This is a genomic window from Acinetobacter sp. ABJ_C4_1 (genome assembly GCF_044538495.1).
GTDB classification, from domain to species: domain Bacteria; phylum Pseudomonadota; class Gammaproteobacteria; order Pseudomonadales; family Moraxellaceae; genus Acinetobacter; species Acinetobacter nosocomialis_A.
Map to the genome: position 1 here is coordinate 108,503 of NZ_JBIUCQ010000005.1, position 20,686 is coordinate 129,188.

The following is a 20,686-nucleotide window of genomic DNA, read 5'->3' on the forward strand; positions in this document are numbered from 1 at the left end:
ACTATTTTTTATATATCTTTAAAGGAATAACGTCATGAATAGAAAATTCGCCATAGGCTTAGCACTTTTAAGTGGTATGGCTTTTACTCATAGTGCGCAGGCAGCTAGTTTCTCTTGTGATGCAGCAAAAACCAAGACGGAAGTCAGTATCTGTAAAAACCGTTCTTTAAATGATGCAGATGTCAAAATGGCAACGACTTATCAAATTGTTTTACATGCTTTGCCAATGGGTGGTCGTGATAATCAAAAAGATACGCAGCAGCAGTGGTTGAAAAAAAGAAATGCTTGCGCAGCTAATGTAAGTTGTATTTCCAAAGCTTATCAACAGAGACAACAACAGTTGGATTCTATCTTACAAGATAGAGTATTAAGTCACGGTCCATTTTAATTAAAGAAAAATTTTTTAATATTCAGGATTGAAAAATTCTAGAAGTACTCCATTCATAAAGCATTCGAGAACAAACAAACTTCAAAATTTAAGGAGTGATTTATGAGTGAACAAGCATCACAAAATTATAGTTTCCAAGCAGAAGTAGCACAGCTTTTACATTTAGTGACGCATTCTCTCTATTCGAACCCTGAAATTTTCTTGCGTGAGCTTATTTCGAATGCATCTGATGCATGTGATAAGTTGCGTTTTGAAGGAATTAATCATCCTGAATATTATGAAAATGATCCGGACTTACATGTACGAATCAGCTTAAATAAAGAAGATAAAACCTTAACGATTTCTGATAACGGTATTGGTTTAAGCCAACAAGAAGCAATTGATAACTTAGGTACCATTGCAAAATCTGGTACTAAAGACTTCATGTCAAAATTGACGGGTGACCAGAAAGCAGATGCTCAGTTGATTGGTCAGTTTGGTGTTGGTTTTTACTCAGGTTTTATTGTTGCCGATAAAATTACGGTGGAATCACGCCGCGCAGGTTTAGATGCTTCTGAAGGGGTGCGTTGGATCAGTGGCGGTACAGGCGAGTTTGAAGTTCAGCAAATTGATAAAGCTTCACGTGGTACTGACATTATTCTTCACTTACGTGATGAGGCGCTCGATTATTTAGAGTCTTATAAAGTTAAGCAGATCGTTAATAAATACTCTGACCACATTAGCTTGCCAATTGAAATGCAAAAAGAAGTTTGGCAGGAAGAGGAAGTCGCTGAAGGTGAGGAGCCTAAAGGTGGCCAAATGGTCAAAACTGACGAATGGGAAGCAATTAACTCTGCAAGCGCTTTATGGACACGTAACAAAAGTGAAGTGACTGAAGAGCAATATGTTGAGTTCTATAAAAACTTAACGCATGACTTCGAAGCACCACTGGCTTGGGCGCATAACCGTGTAGAAGGTAGTACGGAATATACCCAGTTACTTTATATTCCAAGTAAAGCACCTCATGACATTTTTACACGTGAAGCAAAAGCGGGAATTAAGCTGTATGTAAAACGCGTATTCATTATGGATGATGCGGATAATTTAATTCCAAACTATTTACGCTTTGTACAAGGTGTCGTGGACAGCGCCGATTTACCGCTTAATGTGAGCCGTGAGTTGTTGCAAGAAAGCCGTGACGTTAAGACAATTCGTGAAGGTAACGCACGCCGTGTACTCACTTTGCTTGATGGCTTGGCTAAATCAGAAGATGAAAAAGACCAAGAAAAATTCAAGACGTTCTACACTGAGTTTGGTTCAGTGCTTAAAGAAGGCTTGGGTGAAGACTTTGGTAACCGCGAACGTATTTTAAAATTATTACGTTATGCAACTTCAACAAATGATGAAGTGGTAACTTCTTTTGCAGACTATAAAGCGCGCATGAAAGAAGGCCAAAAAGCCATTTATTACGTTACTGCTGACAGCTTAGCTGCTGCTAAAAACTCTCCACAGCTAGAGTTGTTTAAGAAAAAAGGCATTGAAGTATTATTAATGGCAGAGCGTGTTGATGAGTGGGCAATGAACTTTGTTCATGAGTTTGACGGTACGCCATTAAAGAATGTATCTAAAGGCGCTGTTGATTTAGGTGACTTGCAAGATGCAGAAGAGAAAAAGGCACTAGAGCAAGCAGCTGAACAATTTAAGCCTGTGGTTGAGAAATTAAGTGACTCGTTGAAGGCTAAAACTAAAGAAGTACGTGTAACCACCCGTTTGGTAGACTCTCCAGCGTGCTTAGTAACAAGTGAAGGTGAATTATCACCACAACTTATTCGTATGCTGAAACAAGCGGGGCAAGCTGTACCTGAAATCAAGCCAATTTTAGAAATTAACCCTGAGCATCCCTTAGTGAAAAAACTTGAAGGTTCAGAACAATTTGATGATTTGGCAAACGTGATTTTTGATCAGGCTGTGATTGCAGAAGGTGGTTTACCAGAAGACCCAGCAGCTTATGTGAAGCGTATTAATAGCCTATTGTTGAAATAATTTTTTGATATAAAAAAAGCCTCTGAACTGTCAGGGGCTTTTTTGTGGATAAAGAAAGAGTTATCCACAACTTAATGATTTTTGGTTAAAAATTAGCTTCTAGATTCATTTGGACACTCAATTGATGCTTAGGATCATCATCAATATGATTAAAAAAATTAAGATCATTTTGCATAAAAATCCAATCTCGCCATATAGGCTGACGCCATGACAGATAGGGGCCCCAACTATTTACCCGCATGTCATTTTTGGTATATACGCCACCACTATAAATACCGTAAGTCAGACTATTATCTTTTACAAACTCAAATTGTTGAAAAGTCCAATTGCCCCAGTTGTATTCTTCATTTTCGCTCTTATTCACATTAAATTTGTTAGCGAACAGGGTGTTGTCTTGCATTTTCTGCGTTAAGTTTAGCGTTGTTTCAGTATAGTTTCGGCTGGTTGAACCGTAGCGAAATACCTGTTCGGTATCTATGCTTATGTTATGTCTTAAATTCCATTTTTTCTTGGCAAGAAATTGTACGTAAACATCACTGTCTGAATTTGAGCCTAAATCAAGATTATTTTCGAAAGGCATCCATGTTGAAATTGTATCCCAGCTTGCGGTAAGTGGATTACTAACTGAAATATGAGGTGTTGAAGCTTTCTTCTTTTTCTTACCTAAGGTTTTATAAGGGTGCTTGGGCTGTGTTGCACGGCTCCATAACGTATCATTTCCAAACACCGCCATCAGGTCCTGAATAAGTGCGGCATCTGAATCATTATTTGTTTCTGCTTCACAGGGTGAAGGTGAAAAAGATAGAGAGTGACTGTTACTTTTTATGAATAGGGTGGATGAATGTAGAGATCGTCTTGTAGAGCGTTGATGTTTGAAAGAAGTAGAGAAAATTTGCGTATGAGGAATTAAAACCAACATACCTAAACTATAAATACAAAGTAAGGCTTTAGATTTATATTCGAATGAAGAAGAAGAGAATTGATTCATTTTTCTGAAAATCAGGAATCAAAAGTTAGCTCAGTATTGTAAGGGAAAAAGCTTAAATTTTTATTTAAAAGTATTTTATTTTTCACCACCTTGGAGACAGCCTCCAAGGTGGTTCTTAGCAATTAGAACAGTGCTTCTAAACGTAAGAATGTGCTGACAAAATGGTTACGGTCTTCACGGTGGTCATTAAAGTAATTGACGTCGCCTTGTACAAAGAACCATTCACGAAAGAGCGGCTGACGCCATGATACAAATGGACCCCAACTGTTTAAGCGTAAATCGTTGTCGTTGTAATAGCCACCTGTATAAATACCATAATTAAAACGGTTATTTGCAAAGAAACTATGTTCGCGGAAAACTCGGTTTTCCCATGTTAAATCATCATCTTGATCATCGGCATACGTTAAGCTGAACTGGTTCGATAAAATCGGTTGATTTGGACGAGCATGGGTAAGCTCTAGGTTAGTACGTAAATAATTTTCACTATGAATGCCATAGCGATAAATTTCTTCGGCATAAAACTTAAAGTCATTACGGAGTTGCCAATTTCTCGATGCTTTTAAGCGAACATACACGTCGTCTCCAGAACGGATACCTAAGTCGGCATCTGTTTCAAATGGCAGTTTTTTAGAGAAATTTGACCAACGTAATGCGATTGAGCTGTTGTCATCTCGTGTTCGTTTAGTATCAAGTTTCTTATTTGAATCTTGATTTGGGTTTTGGTTAATATTGGCTGGACTATTATTAAATTCGTTATCTAAAGAGTCATCACCAAACACCACGCTTAAGCGTTTCTCTAGCGTAGGGAGTTTAATCTTCCCGCGTATTCTGGGTTTGATTTCAAAGTTATCGTATTCATTCCAATAGTTATCAACCATTACACGGATGGTTGCAGTAGCTGGTTTTTGAGGGTCGACTTCACCAAACCAGTTATCAATTTTTTCAGATGTATGATCAGCCCAATTTCGAATTTTCTTTTGCTTACGGTCAAACCAAGTCTGATCTTCGGTTTGCTCGGTGGGTGGAACAATAGGTTGATTGGACTGCTCCGGAAAAATCGTTGGGGTAGCATCAATCCACCTTGGGATTTGATCTAAAAGATTTTCATCTTTATTTTCTTCGGTTTGTACTCCAGATGACGAACCTTTGACTTGCTGAGTTGAAGAAGAGTTTACTTCTGCATGAGCCATGCATACTGAGCCAAATCCTAAAGTTACAAGTGCGAAAAGCTGCCGATACGTAATAACGTGAAATGTTTTCATATCTATCTTTTATGTTTTGTTGTTATTGTCACTTTTGTTGATTTTTCTAATAAAATCAAGAGGACGACACAAAAGTTAAGTAAATTTAACTTTTCTTACATATTTGAAATAACTTAAAAAGTTTAAGCTATTAGCGAGAATTTTTAAGCAAAAAAAATCCCCCAAACTAGGGGGATTTTAGATCAAGGAAACTTCAAATTCCGATCATTAAACACATAAAAAACAGAACATTACAGCGCGAATATTCTAAGTCGCAATCATAAACACATTTTAAACAATTGAATAGTTCTTTTTTTAGAACGCTCTATTGCTAAAACGGTGATAAAACATACGATTTGTTCACACTTTACAATTAAGACTGTTTATTTTGTGGAATATCACATGTTTCATCATTACAAACAGCTGCGTCATCTTGCTCGATTTCTTCAGCATTTGCTTTGAGCTGTGCTTGTTCTAACACTTGTAAAAACACTTCACGAGGCTGTGCACCTGCAAGCGCAATTCTTTGATCAAATACAAAGAATGGTACGCCAGTTACATTGAGCTGCTCGTGTGCAATTTTTTCGTCATGACGAACGAAGTCAGCCAATTCATTCGTATCGAGTACATATTCAACTTCGGCATTATCAAGGCCAATACGAGAAGCAATTTCCTCTACGACTTCACGTTCACCAATCGCTAAACCTTCAGTCATATAAGCATGGAAAAAGGCTTCTTTTGCTTGGTTACCTAAACCTTTACTTTGGGCAAGATGAATAATACGGTGAGCGTTAAAGCTATTGCCCGAGTTGGCTTTTTGCCATTGGAAGTCGATACCTTCAGAGGCAGCCATGGCCGCAATGTTGCGCTCCATTTCTTCCATCTCTTCATAGGTACGGCCATATTTTTTCGCTAAACGCTCAGTATTTGAAGTGTCATGTGTTGCTGGTGCATTCGGATCTAATTCGAAACTATGCCAATGAATATCAAGTTCAATACCAGCTTCAGCCGCGACATGTTCAAGGCGTTTTTTGCCGATGTAACAGAAAGGACAAACTACATCAGACCAGACATCAACACGCATGGGAGAATCTCATAAATTTTAATTACCCATCATAATAGGGATGATGTGCAAGGATTTAAAGCATTGAATAGCGAATAGAGTGTTGCGTATTATGAAATAAATGACATATAAAGAAGGAAGAGCTCTATTTTATAACTATAAAGAGCAAAACTATAAGAATGGAAATAGGAGGTGTGTATGCGCCGAATTTTGATTGCAATTGCAGGTCTGGTGGTGATTGCAGGTATTGTCTTTTTTTCCTATCAACATATCAAACAGCAACAAGCTAAAGACAGTAGCGAAATGTTCGATGTCGTGATGAATGAAAAAATGAGTGAACTTTATGAACAGGCTCAAGATTGGTCTAAACCTGTACAACTCGATATTCATGATAAACGGCTTGGAGGACACTATAAGCAAGTCTCAGAGTTTCTTTTAAGTTATTGGGTTCAAAACGTAAATGCCCGCAATGAATATTTAAGAGAACTAAAAGCTGCAAAGTGGGATACTTTTTTAAATGTTGACCGTTTGGACCTTGATAAAAAACAAAAATATGCTGAAACAGAAAAGATGTTGGCTGATGTTCGGCAAGCTTCAGATAAGTATCAGTCTGAATATGAATCAATACATAAGACCTTTCTCGCTAAAATTCAGGAATTATCTGTTGATGCAGATACGAGACAACTTCTTGAAATGAAATTGGGAACTCAGCAAAAGGCTGATCAAGACCATACGATTTTTATGATTGAGCTACAAATTTTAGATGATGCAGAGGAAATGTTTAAACTTCTAAAAAACTATTCGTGGCAAAAGAAAGATCATATGATCCTTTTTCATGAAAATGCTCAGGTTAAAAAATTTAACGAGCTTTACCAACATGTTTTAAAGCTTAATGCAAAAATTGAAAGTATTAAGAAAAAGAACGTGGCTGCTTTAGAAAATGAGCTAGAAGAATAGTTGCAGCATGAGCATCAACTACTATGTATTGGTGCTTTCAGCTTTGCCTTTTGCCAAGAAAGATTGTAATAAACTTTGAGAAGTTTGTAGTTTGTTTAACTGCTCAGAGACATGTATCAGTTCTGTTTGTAGCTTTTCTTGAACAATAGGGCAGAGCGTAAATACCATTTCATCTAAATCAAAACATGGTAATAACACCTGAATGTCTTTTAGGGTCATACCCGCATCATTTAATATTTTAATTTTCTTAATATTTTCAATATCTTTTTGCGTATAACTTCGATAGTTATTACTTGCTCGATGCGGTTGTATTAGCCCTAAACTTTCATAATAACGCAGCATACGCGGACTAACTTTTGTAAGCTCGGCGACTTTAGCTAGGTTCATAAAATAGGCTTGACCTTAACAGTGGCGTCATAGTTTAGCATGTTTTTATCTTTCAAAATGGTACTTGTTCCATGATCAGAAAACTTATTTTATTGGTGTTATTCGGATTGATGTCATTTGTTGCAAATGCCAAAACATTGGAACTTCAGGAGAAGAACATGCGTCAAATATTTGTACTTCACGGTTATTCAGCTTCTATAAATGATCACTGGTTCTTGGATCTAAAACATCAAATAGAAGACGAAAATACCTCTGTTACTTTAATACCATTTCCAGATTCTGAGCATCCCAATGTAGATGCTTGGCAGAAGGTTTTAGATGAACAGATACCAGAGGTTAATGAAAATACTTATTTTGTGGCACATAGTTTGGGTGTCATTACTTTGCTGCACTTTTTGCAAAGACATGATTATAAAAATATTGGAGGAATGATTTTAGTATCTGGATTCTCTGGACCAATTGCAGATTCTTCACCCCTCACAGCTTATATAACAAAGAGCAAAGTCGATACCAATTACTTTAAGGGCATAAAGAAAAAGCTGGTGTATTTATCTGATAATGATGATTTGGTTCCACCAAAACTGACAGTTCAATTGGCTAAGGATATTGATGCGCCGTACATTACAGTTCCTAATGGCGGACATTTTTTAGGTCGGGAAGGTTATACGTCATTTCCGCAAGTCGTGAATTCTTTAAAAGAAATGTTAGAGAATAAATAAAATCTATAAGATAAATCTCACCCTATAAATGGTTATAACTCATTTATAGGGTGGTTTTCTATTCAGTTTTTTATTAAGAAAGTCCCTTACTATTACATTAAAAATTTTAATTATATTTACCGTTTATCTGAGCCTTACTGAATCAAAAAGCAGTTTGTTGTAGCTTATTTATAGAGACCTTTATTTGAATCTTCATCTTTTGATTGAAATAGGATGACTGATTTTTTGGAGCTAGTTATGAACTTTCTAAAACAATCAGCTTTAATCGCTGCATTTGCTTTTATGGGTTTACCAACTGTTCAGGCAGAAGAAGTAACGACTTTACCCACTATTCGCGTTATGGCTGAATCTGAGCTACGTGATGAGGTGGGCTTTGTGCCGTTTCAAGAAGATAAGAAGGTACGCCAAGCACTACAACACCATGAATATAAAATACATAATGATATACAGAATGCTTTCGTCCCAGAAGGGATGACGACCATAGATTATCAGCCCGTTATGGCGCAGCCTGATCTCTCACAACTTTCTCCATTTTTACGAGAATATATTTTGGCAGTAGCAGGTGGGATTCAGTCTTCTGACCCAACCAATGGTATTTTTGAAATGTTAAAGCCGCTGAACATTAACCGAAGTAATGTTGATGCTTATCGTGATGGTACGATGAAAGTAAATTTAAATGATATTTTGAAATTACAGCAACAAATCCAAGATGGTTTAAAAGGCCGATAAGATAAAAATCCCCGCATTGAGCGGGGATTTTTTTATCTAGGTGTTAATTAAACACGTTCGATAATCGTTGCAATACCTTGACCAAGGCCGATACACATCGTCGCAAGACCAATTTGAGTATCTTGTTGCTCCATTACGTTTAACAACGTAGTGGTGATACGTGCACCAGAACAGCCTAGTGGGTGACCCAAAGCAATCGCACCACCATTTAAGTTAATGATGTCTTGCTTGTCATAAATGCCTAAGCCTTTCATTACTGACAAGCCTTGAGCAGCAAATGCTTCGTTTAATTCGATAGTTTGAATATCTGCCATCGTTAAACCAGCACGTTTAAGCGCTTTTTGAGTTGCTGGAACTGGACCGTAACCCATGATTGCTGCATCACAGCCTGCAACTGCCATAGAGCGAATGACAGCACGTGGTTTTAAACCTAATGCTTGAGCACGTTCAGCAGACATAAGCAACATTGCAGAAGCACCGTCAGAAAGAGCAGAAGAAGTTGCTGCTGTTACTGAACCACCTTTAGGATCAAACACAGGTTTTAATGCTTTGAACGCTTCAAGGTTTGCATCTGGACGAATTACTTCGTCAATATCGCAAAGGATTTTAAAGCCATTTGCATCGTGTCCTTCAACACCAACGATTTCGTTTTTGAAACGACCTTCTTGAGTTGCAGCCCAAGCACGGCGGTGAGATTCAACACCGAACGCATCTTGTTCTTCACGCGTAATGCCGTTCATGCGACCTAACATCTCAGCAGTCAAGCCCATCATGTTAGATGCTTTCGCATAATGTTTAGATGCTTCTGGGTTAAGGTCGATGCCGTGCATCATACCTACGTGGCCCATATGCTCTACACCACCAATAATGAAGATGTCACCTTGGTTAGTCGCAATTTGTGCTGCCGCAGTGTGGATTGCCTGCATAGACGAACCACAAAGACGGTTCACTGTTTGACCAGCAACAGTTTTAGGCAAGTCAGCCAATAAACCGATGTTACGGCCAATGTTCATACCTTGTTCTAGAGTCTGGTTTACACAGCCCCAGATCAGATCTTCAACTTCATTTACATCAAACTGGTTACGGGCAACGAGCGCACGTACAAGTTCAGCAGATAAACTGTCGGCACGTACATTACGGAACATACCGTTTTTAGATTTGCCCATGGCAGAACGAACGCCATCAACAATCACAACGTCACGTGGATTTAAAGTAGCCATTCACGTCGCTCCTTAACCGTAGAATTTTTTGTTGTTAGCAGCCATGTCGCGCAACATTTGCGGCGCTTCATAAGCCTTACCTAAGTGTGCATATTTGTCGCAAAGCGCAACGTATTCAGCAACACCTGTTTGGTCGATGTAACGGCATGGACCACCACGGAATGGAGGGAAACCTACACCCATAATCATCGCCATGTCTGCTTCAGATGCAGTTGCTACAATCTTGTCTTCTAAGCAACGAACTGTTTCGTTACAGAAAGCAAGCATCATACGGTCAATGATTTCTTGGTTATCAAATTCGCGTTTTTCGCCAGTGACGAATGGAGCAATCACTTCATACGCTGTTGGATCAACAGTTTTTGCTTTCTTGCCTTTCTTGTCGAGTTCGTATTTGTAGAAACCTACGTCATTCTTTTGACCAAGACGCTTCGCTTCATACATTGCTTGGATTGCGCCTTTGTAGTCTGGCTTCATACGGTCAGGGAAACCTTCCGCCATGACTTCAGCACCATGTACACCTGTGTCGATACCTACAACATCAATCAGGTAAGCAGGACCCATTGGCCAACCAAACTTAGACATTACATTGTCAATTTGCTGGAAATCTGCGCCGTCTTTTACAAGAAGGTCAAATGCACCGAAGTAAGGGAACAATACACGGTTAACCAAGAACCCTGGGCAGTCATTTACAACGATTGGTGTTTTACCCATTTTTTGAGCAAGAACGACTGTTGTTGCAATTGCTTCTTCAGAAGTTTTTTCACCACGAATAACTTCTACAAGCGGCATCATGTGAACTGGGTTGAAGAAGTGCATACCAACGAAGTTTTCAGGACGTTGTAATGCTTTTGCCAAACGTGTAATTGAAATTGTAGAAGTGTTAGACGCAATGATCGTGTTTTCACGAACATTTTTCTCAGTTTCTGCAAGTACGATTTCTTTAACTTTTGGATTTTCAGTTACCGCTTCGATCACGATATCAACTTCTTTAAACTCATCGTAGCTTAAAGTAGGACGGATACGAGCAAGTGTTTCACCCATTTGCGCAGGTTTCATTTTCTTGCGTTCAACTTGTTTAGTTAACAAGCTGTTTGCTTCTGACATACCTAGTGCAAGTTGTGGGTTACCAATATCCTTCATGATAATTGGTGTGCCTTTGCTTGCCGCTTGGTAAGCAATACCACCACCCATAATACCAGCGCCAAGTACAGCTGCTTGGTTTACAGGGTGAGCACCTTTTTCATGTTGTTTAGATGCTTTTTTCACAACTTGGTCATTGATGAATAAACCAATCAATGCACCAGCTTGTGGAGTAATTGCTGCTTTAGCAAAGCCTTCAGCTTCAACTTTTAATGCTTCATCACGTGCAAGGCTTGCACCCGCTTGTAATGAATCAAGTAATAATTTTGGAGCAGGGTATTGAGCAGGGTTTGCTTTAGCAAGTACAGCACCTTTTGCTGTGTTGAACGCCATCATTTGTTCAAGCGGGTTCAATTTTACAGCATCAAGTTTTTCTTGGCGTTTTGCTTTCCAGTTTAAACGACCAGAAATCGCTTGTTTAACCAAGTCAGTTGCAGCATCAAGTAATTTATCAGCAGCTACAATCGCATCTACAGCACCATCTTTAAGCGCAGCAGCTGGTTTTTTAGGAGCAGCCATTGCCATCCATTCAACCGCATTGTCGATACCAATAACTCGGCTTAAACGGACACTACCACCGAAACCAGGATAAATACCAAGTTTGATTTCTGGTAAACCTACTTGTGCAACTTCTGACATCACGCGATAGTCACACACTAAACACATTTCAAAACCGCCACCCAAAGCCATGCCATTAATAGCAGCAACTTTTGGAAGGTCTAAATCTTCAAAGCTATTGAAGATTTCGTGAACAGGCATAAGCCAGTCAACAATCGCTTTTTCGCCTTGTGCAAAGTTTTGACCAAATTCGGTAATATCTGCACCAACAATAAATGTAGATTTACCAGAAGTTACAACTAAGCCTTTAATATCGTTATTGGCTTTTACAGCCGCGATAGCAGCTTTGAAATCTTCAATTGTTGCACGGTTAAATTTATTGACCGACTCACCTTGTAAGTCAAAGCGGAATTCTGCAATTCCGTCCGCAAGCATTTGGACGGTAATGGCATTGCCAGCGTGGATCATGCCTGATCTCCTTAGTTTTGGAGGATTTCTAAGTTGATGTTATGAAGCGTGTGTACAGCTCCGGTACACATTTATGCTTCGCTAATCTTACGATAACTATATCTAAAAAGAACCCGACAAGTTGTATCAAGCCGTGACGCAAGGGTCATCTTATTTTTTATTGAATTCATACCACTTAAATGCATAAAGAAAATCATATACATAGAGAGTATCTAAAGGCTTTTGTTTTAGTTTAAGTTTTTATTTATGAGAGGCTTTAGTCGTGAATTTTCTATATAAAAAATGGCATTTATAAGAAATTGATTTCTTGTCAAAAAAGTCAATTGCCTAGTAATACTGCTTAAAAAACTGAGCTATAAATTCACTAAACTTGGGTTATTTATACCTATAAAAAATAAGTTATGTTTTATATTTTTAAGGGGTTGATACATCTAAATAGGTTCTTTAATTTTTTGCATTCGCTTTTTATAAGTCAATTTTGTTAAAATTTGCGCCAATTAAATATTCTTCTGGTTACTATTACCTTCGAAAATTAAGGTAATGTTGCCCTAAACTTTTGAAAGAGTAGCAATATGATTAAGTGGATCGTATTAGCGATTTTTGTAATATCTGCATTGTATATCCAACATCGCGGCAAAGTGCGTCACTCGTTTTATCGTCAATTTTTTGACCATTCAACCTTGCTCGCACCGATTAACTTTTTAATGTACATCTTTTCAAAGGTACCGAATCAGCCTTATATCGACACTCAACACTTTAAAGATTTAAAAGTGTTAGATGAAAATTGGGAAATGATTCGAGATGAAGCGAAAGCTTTATATGACCAAGGTGGGATTAAAGCTTCGAGTACCTACAACGACTTAGGTTTCAACTCTTTCTTTAAAACAGGTTGGAAACGTTTTTACCTTAAATGGTATGAGTCGAGCCATCCTTCGGCAGCTGAGCTTTGTCCAAAAACGACTGCTTTACTGAAAACATTACCAACGATTAAAGCGGCAATGTTTACCGAACTTGCTCCTGATAGCCGTTTGGTTAGACACCGTGACCCATACGCAGGCTCACTTCGTTATCACTTGGGTTTGATTACACCAAATGATGACCGTTGTTTTATTGATGTAGATGGTGAAAGATACTCTTGGCGTGACGGACAAAGTGTTGTGTTTGATGAAACTTATATTCACTATGCTGAAAATAAGACCGATCAAAACCGTATCATTTTCTTCGCAGACGTTGAGCGTCCGATGAAAGTGAAATGGATGGAACGTTTTAACCATTGGTTTGGTCGTAACGTGATGACTGCAGCAAGTTCACCGAATGAAACAGGTGACCAAACGGGTGGTTTAAATAAAGCATTTGGTTATGTGTACCAAATTCGTATTAAAGCCAAAGCGTTAAAAGCTAAAAACCGCAAGTTATATTACTTCTTAAAATGGTTCCTCATGCTTGGAATTTTCTTCCTGATTTTTGTACGACCATATGTATTTTAATTAAAACGCCCGAAAGGGCGTTTTTTTATTCTGATTATTTAAATAATTTAGATTTATTTTTATGCATTTAAAACGATGTTTATTAGTGTAGGGAGTATTTTATTTAAAATTTTAGGTGAATTTTATATTAATTATTGGGATGATAATGCGGCTGGTAAATATATACCTTTCTTGTACTTAATAAATTTTAAAAATTTGTGTGGAATATAAATGAATACGGTGATGAAACAAGCTTTAGTAATAACTACATTTAGTGCAGCAGTAATATTAACTGGATGTGGTAAATCTAAGCCAGAGCCAAAATCAAAAACAGAAAAAGTTGAGGCAATTTCGGATTGGAGCTGTACGCATCCTGACAATTTAAATCAGATTCAAACCTCTTTGAAAAAAGAATATTTGAAGCAAATCGAACGTAGCTTAAGACAAAGTCAATATCAGGTTGATGCAGATATTCTTAATAAAATTAATCAAGGTTTGAAGTTTGAAATTAAAAATATTCGCACTTTACCGTTAGAAGATGATAGCCAAAAAAATACACAACTCAGCTGTGAAAGCCAGTTAGTTGTTTCATTTCCTAAAGGTTTACAAAAACGTGCGGAAAAAGCATATGTTGAAGAATTGCGTCACTCTAATGAAGAATCGCAAACGCTTAATGACTATTTTTCGGATAATGACTCATCTTTGACTCTTGAAAATGACCAATTGAAAGGTGAATTTTTCTATAACATCACAAAAACAGATAAAGAGGGGTTGGTGTTTGATTTGCCAAGTCAAAACACTGTGATTGAAGGATTAGTTTTTGTTGCCACTAAAGCTGTGCAATATGCGGCTTATGTTAAAGAAAATGAGTTGATTGACGAAAATATTGAAGAAAATCGACAAAAGTCTGAACAAAATAATGAAGAGCAGACTGCTTTGGCTCAAGAAGCCATGGATGTTCGTAAAAAAGAATTAGATAGCGACAAAGCGAAGCAAGTGGAACGCTTAAATCAGACTTGGGATAAATTGAGTGCCGATAAAAAAACTCAATTTAAACAAGATCAATCGGATTGGTTTAAAAAACGTGATGTTGAATGTAAAGTACTGGCACAAAAAAGTGTGGAAGAAATTCCTGAAAAGGACCTAGAAACTTACCAAAAGCAATCCGATTATTGGACTGCTGATATGCGTAAGCAAAACCAAGAGATGCAATATACTCAGTGCTTTATTCAAAAAACTGCAGAGCGAACAGTTTATTTAAATAATTTAAACTAATCTGAAACTTTCTATAAGTGCTTGGTCAATCGTGTTGAAATAGATGGGATTGACCAATCTTTAGTAAGCTCGAAAGAGATTTTTTGATAGAATAAATTCGATAAATTGTTTTTGTGATCCATTTCACAGTGCTGGCAATTTGTTACAACTATTAAAAGCCAACGCATAATTTTGATTCTACAATTGCTCCGTTTTTTCGAAGACTGGTTAGCGGAAGTAGGTTTCAAAATGGCTCATGCTCATCACGTAGCTCATGCACATGTTCACCACATTAAATTGAGAAAAGAAGAAAGTTCTCAGGGTGACTTAAAAACGAAAGCGATGTTAAACAAAGCTTCGGCTGAGACTAAAAAGCATAGCCGATCAACTTCTAAAAGACATAAAGTAGAAGACCAAAATATCGATCTGCATAAGTTCTCAAGCAAACTTGAAAGCATGTCAGCAAAACACAGTAAAGAAAAATGTGCCAAGAATATCCGTATTGCTTTACAAGCGGCTGGCGCAGACGTTTCAAAGCATCCAGTAGCTGCATCTGACTGGGGGCATACTCTAGAAAAGAACGGCTATAAGAAAATCAAACCAGCATTCAACCGTCCTCAAGAAGGCGATATCTATATTATTGAACGTACCAGTGGTCATACCTACGGACATATTGCTGGCTATACGGGGAATGGTTGGTTCTCTGATTTCCGTCAAAAAACCTATGCGGTATATAAAGAAAAAGACGTGAAATATAGTTACTATCGTCTCGATTCTTAAAGATGTACGACATACTTTGTCGGTCTACTTCGTCATCCCTTGTCAAATTTAGGTTCTGGCACAGTAAAGCACTTGAAAAGTAAGGATGAAAACATCACATTAGGTATTCAGTATTAAGCCATGCATGCCAATAGTGAATCAAAACGCTCGTCCCCATATTGAAAAAATTTTAGCCCATATGACCCAACTTCCAGGCGTTTATAAAATGCTAGGGAAAGAGGGCGAATTGTTATATGTCGGTAAAGCAAAAAACCTAAAAAATAGGGTATCGAGTTATTTTGTTAAAACCATTGAGCATCCGAAAACTCAGGCTTTAGTTGCGCGAATTTATGATATTGAAACGCTTGTTACGCGTTCAGAAACTGAAGCGCTGCTTTTAGAACAAAACTTAATTAAACAACATCGTCCGCCTTATAACATCATGTTGCGAGACGACAAGTCATACGTCTATATCTTTGTATCGGCAGATAAACCGTATCCACGAATTGCCAGTGGACGTGGCAAAGGTAAGCACCAAATTGGTAAATTCTTTGGACCTTATCCAAGTGCTTATAGTGCCCGAGATACCTTACTGGTTTTACAAAAACTTTTTAATGTCCGTCAGTGTGAAAATAGTTACTTCTCACAGCGCAAGCGTCCATGTTTGCAATATCAAATCAAACGTTGTTCGGCCCCGTGTGTAGGCTTAGTTTCACCAGAAGATTACAAAGAGGATGTGAATAATAGTATTCGTTTCTTACAAGGTGACACCAAAGAATTAAATCAAGAGCTGATTGCGAAAATGGAGCAGGCAGCGGCAGATCTTGAATTTGAAAAAGCTGTTTTTTATCGGGATCGATTGTCTTTACTCCGTGAAGTACAGGCACAACAAGCTGTTTTCAAAGTGAAAGGTGAAGCTGATATTTTGGCAATTGCCTATCAGGCTGGCGTGACATGTGTGCAGATTATGCATGTACGTAATGGACGTATGCTAGGCGGTAAAAGCTATTTCCCTGACATGTTAGGCGATGACCTTGGTCAAATGCTAAGTGACTTTATGGCAAACTTTTACTTTCAGGTTGCCGATGAAGTACCAAGCGAACTGATTGTAAATACTGCCTTACCTGACCGTAAAGAGTTGGAAGAAGCCTTAGCACAGCAGTTTGGAAAGAAAGTCCAGATTAAGAGCAGTGTACGAGAAACACGTGCTGAATGGTTAGAACTTGCCGAAATGAATGTTCAACATGCGATTAAAGGGCAGTTGAGTAACCACTTAGAGCTCAATGAGCGTTTCCACCAGCTTGAGCAGGTGGTTGGCCGTCCAGTTGATCGTATCGAATGTTTTGATATTAGTCATACCATGGGCGAAGCACCGATCGCATCATGCGTAGTGTTCGACCAAGGCGGTGCACGTAAACGGGACTACCGACAATTTGCCATTCAAGATATTACCGCGGGCGATGATTATGCTGCGATGCGACAAGCTTTAACGCGTCGCTATAAAAAGGCGATGCTGCCTGACTTGCTTTTAATTGATGGTGGTAAAGGTCAACTTCATATGGCCATGGAAGTGATGCAAGAGCTTGGGCTTGAAGCTTTCATGATTGGTGTATCAAAGGGTGAAGGACGTAAACCGGGACTTGAAACGCTTCATTTTACTGACGGTACAAAAATCCAGTTACCCGAAGATAATAAGGCTCTACATTTGATTCAACAGGTGCGTGATGAAGCTCACCGTTTTGCCATTACTAAACACCGCGCTAAACGTGATAAACGCCGTAGCACCTCTGTTTTAGAAGCAATTCCGGGCTTAGGGCCTAAACGCCGTCGAGATTTGTTAACACATTTTGGTGGGATTCAAGGCGTGTTAAAAGCATCGGAAAAAGAGTTGACGGTAGTGCCGGGCTTAGGTGAAGTGATGGCAAGAACGATTTATAAAATTTTGCATGAGTAGCCACGTATTTAAAATTTGAGTGACAAAAGCGCTCGTAAATTAATAGCTGAATGATCATTCACATGATGGTCAAAATAATGAAAGATACTTCCTAATTACGCACATGACTTTGGGATATGCATGTCATTATTACAGCTATTTGAAGATGTAAAACAAAATGAATGGATTGATATACCTGCAGGATGGTTACAGGGCCGTACGGTTTTTGGCGGCCTTGTTGCTGGGCTATTAATGCAAAAAGCATACTCCCATATTCAAGATTCAAATAAAAGATTATTAAGTTGTAGTGTTACTTTTGTGGGTCCTGTACAGCGAGGTTCTGCCCGATTGACTATTGAAGTTTTAAGAGAGGGGAAGTCAGTCACTACGCTTGAGGCACGCTTATGGCAAGATGACGCAGTGCAAACCATTTTGGTTGCAAGTTTTGGGGCATCCCGCGCATCGAGTATTGAGGTAAAACAAGAACCCGTTGCTCCTACATATGTTCAACCTGAAAATTTATCTGTCATTCCTTTTGCCAAACATATGCCTGAATGCTTTCAGCATTTCGAAGTCTGTTGGGCTGAGGGTAATTATCCAGTGACAGCAAGTGAGCATCCAGACTTTGGTGGTTGGTCAAGGTTCTCCCCAGAGCAACATGAAAATCGTCAACTAACATTGCCTGATTTGATTGTTTTGATGGATATTTGGCCGCCGGGTGTTTTGCCTATGTTTAAGCAAGTTGCACCTGCGAGTTCTTTAACGTGGCATATTACTTATGTGAACTCAGTCCAGCATCAATTGTGTGACTGGTTTAAATATAAAGTTGTCACAGAACATGCTGCTGAGGGTTATTCCACAGAATATGCATATCTTTGGGACCAAAGTGATCATTTAATTGCAATTTTGCGGCAAACTGTTACGGTATTTACCTAAGCAATCTACTTTCTCGATTCACTTATTTCGTATAAAGTGGCTGTTACAGATAGATACAATATTGAAGTATGTGTCTTTGTCTGTTAAAAGATGCGTGAAGACTAAATTGGCGGTGTTTATGACCACAGGGCGAATCCTGAATATCCCAAATATCCTAACTTTGGCGCGTATCGCGCTTATTCCTGTATTTTTGGTGATTGCATATTGGCCGCCTGCAATAGGTATTGGTGAGCACGTAGGAAGTATGACTCGTCATATTATCTTGACTGCAATTTTTGTGCTGGCTGCCGTAACCGATTGGTTTGATGGTTATCTGGCACGAACGTTAAACCAGACTTCAGCATTTGGCCGATTCCTAGACCCGGTTGCAGATAAACTGATGGTCGCAGCTGCACTTATTGTTCTAGTGCAGTGGAAACCGACAATTGCGATGGCTTTTGCTGCAATTGTTATTATTTCACGGGAAATTACTGTTTCTGCTTTACGTGAGTGGATGGCAGAACTTGGTGCGCGAACCAGTGTAGCAGTGTCAACTGTAGGTAAATATAAAACCGCATTTCAAATGATTGCGATTAGTGTATTCCTACTGAATTGGCAGCCTTTAGAAATGCTGGCTTATGCTTTGTTATATACCGCTGTCATTCTGACTTTGTGGTCAATGTTTATTTATTTAAAAGCCGCGTGGCCATATCTAAAGCAGCCATAAAACCAAATAAGATTCTAAGAAGCCTTTCCTTGAGAAAGGCTTTTTTTATTGCAAAATGCAAAAATAGAGTGACTCTCGCAATTGGTGTGGTTAATAAATATCATTGGCAAAAAGGGCGTAAAATGGCATTGTTAGCTTGAGAAATGGCTAAGTAGCAAGGGGAGATTGCATGACACTAGATTTATTTTCTCCAGAACCTTGTACAAATTTATTACCGTATGATGGTGAAGTTCAAGACTACGGATGTATTTTAAGTGCTGAAGAAGCCGAGCAATATTTTCATTATTTGTACCGACATCTGGCATGGCGACATGATGAAGCGAAGTTATACGGCAAGCATTTTATTACTCCCCGTAAAGTCGCTTGGTATGGTGACGAACATTATCGATATAAATATTCTGGTGTCTTTCGTGATTCTTTACCGTGGGACAGAGCACTTGCCAAGCTAAAACATCAGGTAGAGCAGATACTTTCAGAAAAATTTAATTCTTGCTTAGCCAATCTTTATGAAGACGGAACTCAAGGGATGGCTTGGCATAGTGACTCGGATGTATCTTTAGCCAGAACTACTACAATTGCTTCCTTAAGTTTTGGAGCAACGCGAAAGTTCTCTTTTAGGCATATTCAAAGCAAAGAAAAAGTTGAAATGTGGTTACAGCCAGGTCAACTCATTGTGATGCGCGGTGAGACTCAACAATATTGGCAACACCGTTTAAATCGTTCGACAAAAATTTTACAACCACGTATTAATTTGACTTTTCGTCAGTTCAAGTTTTCATAAGTTTTTGCTAAAAATTAGGCAAGAAAAAAGCCCATGATGGCAGCATGAGCTTATTCCTCTGAGGGAGAGCCTTCTATTGATGAGCTGCTGATGAAAAGAATCATCAATAGGTGCTAAAATCATAATATGAGAATATTTAGATATTTTCAATGCTCTAAAGTGTAAGAAAACTTTAAATTATCAAAAATATTATTTTAGATTTCACCTTTTTCTGAAAGTTCCATAAAACGCTGCTCAATCAATCCAGCATTTTCTTGCAAAATTTCAATCAGTTTTTGAATATTTAAAAAGTCAAAACGGTTCTTGGATGCAACTAGCGTTAATGCTAAAGGAACTTCTTTACTCGAAAAACGAACGGGTACGGCAAGGCCTGAAACATTAGGGTCAATCTCACCTTGTGAGAAATAGAAGCCTTGTTTCTTTATTTTACGCATGCGTTGAATAAAGCTTGGTTCGTCTAGAGCAAACCCTGACTGCGACAGTTCATGTTTAAAACGTTCATAGTAGTCATGCATGCGCTGTTTACTTAAATGTGACACCATTGTTTTTGGTGATGCACCGACATAAATCGGGCGTGGGCAGCCTCGGCCATACGAAAGTAATTCAGTATCTTTGAAAATTTCATGATGAATATCAATACAGTAGTCATCATTTAAGTAGGTCAGTAAACAGCAAAGTTCGGTACGCTCTACAATATTTCGCATAAACGGCGTGCTGATTTGGACCAATGGGTCTGTTGTTCTCGATACATAGTCAAGAACTGCTATTTTTGAGCCTAAAGTGTAATCGCCAGAAGTACCATTAATACGTTTTAATAAGTCGGCTGATACGAGTTCTTTTAGATAACGGTAGCTGGTCGGTTTAGACAAGCCAAGTTCTTCGCAAATAATATCGACATTAATCACTGGTCGTGAAACTGAAAATAAATCCAGTACGGTTAAAATTTTGCCAAAACTTGAAATTGCCATGAT

The 20,686-nt window shown here is 38.4% G+C and carries 19 protein-coding genes and 1 pseudogene; 13 read left to right on the forward strand and 7 right to left on the reverse strand.

Annotated elements, in window-relative coordinates:
• The first annotated feature begins 34 nt into the window (after positions 1–34).
• A complete protein-coding gene (locus tag ACIF8R_RS08640) occupies positions 35–388 on the forward strand; it encodes a lysozyme inhibitor LprI family protein (protein ID WP_396480247.1) in 354 nt (117 codons plus the stop codon).
• A 102-nt stretch (positions 389–490) separates the two neighbouring features.
• On the forward strand, positions 491–2,410 hold the full coding sequence (gene htpG, locus ACIF8R_RS08645) for a molecular chaperone HtpG (protein WP_396480249.1): 1,920 nt from the start codon (positions 491–493) through the stop codon (positions 2,408–2,410).
• Positions 2,411–2,495: 85 nt separating this feature from the next.
• Here the strand turns inward: htpG and ACIF8R_RS08650 are convergent, their stop codons facing one another.
• From ACIF8R_RS08650 to ACIF8R_RS08660, 3 genes are all read right to left on the reverse strand, one after another.
• A complete protein-coding gene (locus tag ACIF8R_RS08650) occupies positions 2,496–3,398 on the reverse strand; it encodes a selenocysteine synthase (protein ID WP_396480251.1) in 903 nt (300 codons plus the stop codon).
• Between the two features lie 122 nt (positions 3,399–3,520).
• Positions 3,521–4,660, reverse strand: coding sequence for a hypothetical protein (locus tag ACIF8R_RS08655; RefSeq protein ID WP_396480253.1), 1,140 nt, complete (start codon positions 4,658–4,660; stop codon positions 3,521–3,523).
• Between the two features lie 352 nt (positions 4,661–5,012).
• Positions 5,013–5,723: a DsbA family oxidoreductase gene (locus ACIF8R_RS08660; protein WP_209045755.1), complete on the reverse strand. Its 711-nt coding sequence runs from the start codon at positions 5,721–5,723 to the stop codon at positions 5,013–5,015.
• A 177-nt stretch (positions 5,724–5,900) separates the two neighbouring features.
• On the opposite strand from ACIF8R_RS08660, the gene ACIF8R_RS08665 reads away from it, so the two are divergent.
• Positions 5,901–6,659, forward strand: a complete 759-nt coding sequence (locus tag ACIF8R_RS08665) for a hypothetical protein (protein WP_396480255.1) — start codon at positions 5,901–5,903, stop codon at positions 6,657–6,659.
• Between the two features lie 21 nt (positions 6,660–6,680).
• Here ACIF8R_RS08665 and ACIF8R_RS08670 read toward each other — a convergent pair whose 3' ends face one another.
• Positions 6,681–7,046 carry a MerR family transcriptional regulator gene (locus ACIF8R_RS08670; RefSeq protein WP_396480257.1) on the reverse strand — a complete coding sequence of 122 codons (366 nt, stop codon included), beginning with the start codon at positions 7,044–7,046 and terminating at the stop codon, positions 6,681–6,683.
• Positions 7,047–7,117: 71 nt separating this feature from the next.
• Here ACIF8R_RS08670 and ACIF8R_RS08675 point away from each other — a divergent pair, with 71 nt between their 5' ends.
• Complete coding sequence (locus tag ACIF8R_RS08675) at positions 7,118–7,765, forward strand: RBBP9/YdeN family alpha/beta hydrolase (protein ID WP_396480259.1); 648 nt, start codon at positions 7,118–7,120, stop codon at positions 7,763–7,765.
• Positions 7,766–8,002: 237 nt separating this feature from the next.
• Positions 8,003–8,494 (forward strand): hypothetical protein, encoded by a 492-nt coding sequence (locus tag ACIF8R_RS08680; protein ID WP_396480261.1) that lies wholly within the window; start codon positions 8,003–8,005, stop codon positions 8,492–8,494.
• A gap of 47 nt (positions 8,495–8,541) precedes the next feature.
• On the opposite strand, the gene fadA is transcribed toward ACIF8R_RS08680, so the two are convergent.
• Positions 8,542–9,714: an acetyl-CoA C-acyltransferase FadA gene (gene fadA, locus ACIF8R_RS08685; protein ID WP_396480263.1), complete on the reverse strand. Its 1,173-nt coding sequence runs from the start codon at positions 9,712–9,714 to the stop codon at positions 8,542–8,544.
• A 12-nt stretch (positions 9,715–9,726) separates the two neighbouring features.
• On the reverse strand, positions 9,727–11,880 hold the full coding sequence (gene fadB, locus ACIF8R_RS08690; protein ID WP_396480265.1) for a fatty acid oxidation complex subunit alpha FadB: 2,154 nt from the start codon (positions 11,878–11,880) through the stop codon (positions 9,727–9,729).
• Between the two features lie 572 nt (positions 11,881–12,452).
• Here fadB and lpxO point away from each other — a divergent pair.
• From lpxO to ACIF8R_RS08730, 8 genes and pseudogenes are all read left to right on the forward strand, one after another.
• The gene (gene lpxO / locus ACIF8R_RS08695; protein WP_004699120.1) at positions 12,453–13,367 is read left to right on the forward strand and encodes a lipid A hydroxylase LpxO; all 915 of its coding nucleotides are present in this window, start codon (positions 12,453–12,455) and stop codon (positions 13,365–13,367) included.
• A 75-nt stretch (positions 13,368–13,442) separates the two neighbouring features.
• Positions 13,443–13,581: pseudogene (locus ACIF8R_RS08700) on the forward strand (hypothetical protein).
• Positions 13,578–14,621 carry a DUF1311 domain-containing protein gene (locus ACIF8R_RS08705; protein ID WP_396480267.1) on the forward strand — a complete coding sequence of 348 codons (1,044 nt, stop codon included), beginning with the start codon at positions 13,578–13,580 and terminating at the stop codon, positions 14,619–14,621. The pseudogene ACIF8R_RS08700 and the gene ACIF8R_RS08705 overlap by 4 nt, the downstream one beginning before the upstream one ends.
• A 228-nt stretch (positions 14,622–14,849) precedes the next feature.
• Positions 14,850–15,380, forward strand: coding sequence for a CHAP domain-containing protein (locus ACIF8R_RS08710; RefSeq protein ID WP_077162870.1), 531 nt, complete (start codon positions 14,850–14,852; stop codon positions 15,378–15,380).
• Between the two features lie 133 nt (positions 15,381–15,513).
• Positions 15,514–17,313 (forward strand): excinuclease ABC subunit UvrC, encoded by a 1,800-nt coding sequence (uvrC, locus tag ACIF8R_RS08715; protein WP_396480269.1) that lies wholly within the window; start codon positions 15,514–15,516, stop codon positions 17,311–17,313.
• Positions 17,314–17,433: 120 nt separating this feature from the next.
• Entirely contained in the window at positions 17,434–18,228 is a 795-nt protein-coding gene (locus ACIF8R_RS08720; RefSeq protein ID WP_396480271.1) for a thioesterase family protein, read from the forward strand.
• A gap of 118 nt (positions 18,229–18,346) precedes the next feature.
• On the forward strand, positions 18,347–18,934 hold the full coding sequence (gene pgsA / locus ACIF8R_RS08725; protein WP_002156973.1) for a CDP-diacylglycerol--glycerol-3-phosphate 3-phosphatidyltransferase: 588 nt from the start codon (positions 18,347–18,349) through the stop codon (positions 18,932–18,934).
• A 169-nt stretch (positions 18,935–19,103) separates the two neighbouring features.
• On the forward strand, positions 19,104–19,715 hold the full coding sequence (locus ACIF8R_RS08730) for an alpha-ketoglutarate-dependent dioxygenase AlkB family protein (RefSeq protein WP_396480273.1): 612 nt from the start codon (positions 19,104–19,106) through the stop codon (positions 19,713–19,715).
• Between the two features lie 194 nt (positions 19,716–19,909).
• Here the strand turns inward: ACIF8R_RS08730 and ACIF8R_RS08735 are convergent, their stop codons facing one another.
• Positions 19,910–20,683: an IclR family transcriptional regulator C-terminal domain-containing protein gene (locus tag ACIF8R_RS08735; RefSeq protein ID WP_263612792.1), complete on the reverse strand. Its 774-nt coding sequence runs from the start codon at positions 20,681–20,683 to the stop codon at positions 19,910–19,912.
• Positions 20,684–20,686: the final 3 nt, after the last annotated feature.

Bases quoted from the DNA above. Each gene is read 5' to 3' on its own strand.
- ACIF8R_RS08640 (WP_396480247.1), top strand. From the start codon at position 35: ATGAATAGAAAATTCGCCATAGGCTTAGCACTTTTAAGTGGTATGGCT.
- htpG (WP_396480249.1), top strand. From the start codon at position 491: ATGAGTGAACAAGCATCACAAAATTATAGTTTCCAAGCAGAAGTAGCA.
- ACIF8R_RS08650 (WP_396480251.1), bottom strand. From the start codon at position 3,398: ATGAATCAATTCTCTTCTTCTTCATTCGAATATAAATCTAAAGCCTTA.
- ACIF8R_RS08655 (WP_396480253.1), bottom strand. From the start codon at position 4,660: ATGAAAACATTTCACGTTATTACGTATCGGCAGCTTTTCGCACTTGTA.
- ACIF8R_RS08660 (WP_209045755.1), bottom strand. From the start codon at position 5,723: ATGCGTGTTGATGTCTGGTCTGATGTAGTTTGTCCTTTCTGTTACATC.
- ACIF8R_RS08665 (WP_396480255.1), top strand. From the start codon at position 5,901: ATGCGCCGAATTTTGATTGCAATTGCAGGTCTGGTGGTGATTGCAGGT.
- ACIF8R_RS08670 (WP_396480257.1), bottom strand. From the start codon at position 7,046: ATGAACCTAGCTAAAGTCGCCGAGCTTACAAAAGTTAGTCCGCGTATG.
- ACIF8R_RS08675 (WP_396480259.1), top strand. From the start codon at position 7,118: ATGATCAGAAAACTTATTTTATTGGTGTTATTCGGATTGATGTCATTT.
- ACIF8R_RS08680 (WP_396480261.1), top strand. From the start codon at position 8,003: ATGAACTTTCTAAAACAATCAGCTTTAATCGCTGCATTTGCTTTTATG.
- fadA (WP_396480263.1), bottom strand. From the start codon at position 9,714: ATGGCTACTTTAAATCCACGTGACGTTGTGATTGTTGATGGCGTTCGT.
- fadB (WP_396480265.1), bottom strand. From the start codon at position 11,880: ATGATCCACGCTGGCAATGCCATTACCGTCCAAATGCTTGCGGACGGA.
- lpxO (WP_004699120.1), top strand. From the start codon at position 12,453: ATGATTAAGTGGATCGTATTAGCGATTTTTGTAATATCTGCATTGTAT.
- ACIF8R_RS08705 (WP_396480267.1), top strand. From the start codon at position 13,578: ATGAATACGGTGATGAAACAAGCTTTAGTAATAACTACATTTAGTGCA.
- ACIF8R_RS08710 (WP_077162870.1), top strand. From the start codon at position 14,850: ATGGCTCATGCTCATCACGTAGCTCATGCACATGTTCACCACATTAAA.
- ACIF8R_RS08720 (WP_396480271.1), top strand. From the start codon at position 17,434: ATGTCATTATTACAGCTATTTGAAGATGTAAAACAAAATGAATGGATT.
- pgsA (WP_002156973.1), top strand. From the start codon at position 18,347: ATGACCACAGGGCGAATCCTGAATATCCCAAATATCCTAACTTTGGCG.
- ACIF8R_RS08730 (WP_396480273.1), top strand. From the start codon at position 19,104: ATGACACTAGATTTATTTTCTCCAGAACCTTGTACAAATTTATTACCG.
- ACIF8R_RS08735 (WP_263612792.1), bottom strand. From the start codon at position 20,683: ATGGCAATTTCAAGTTTTGGCAAAATTTTAACCGTACTGGATTTATTT.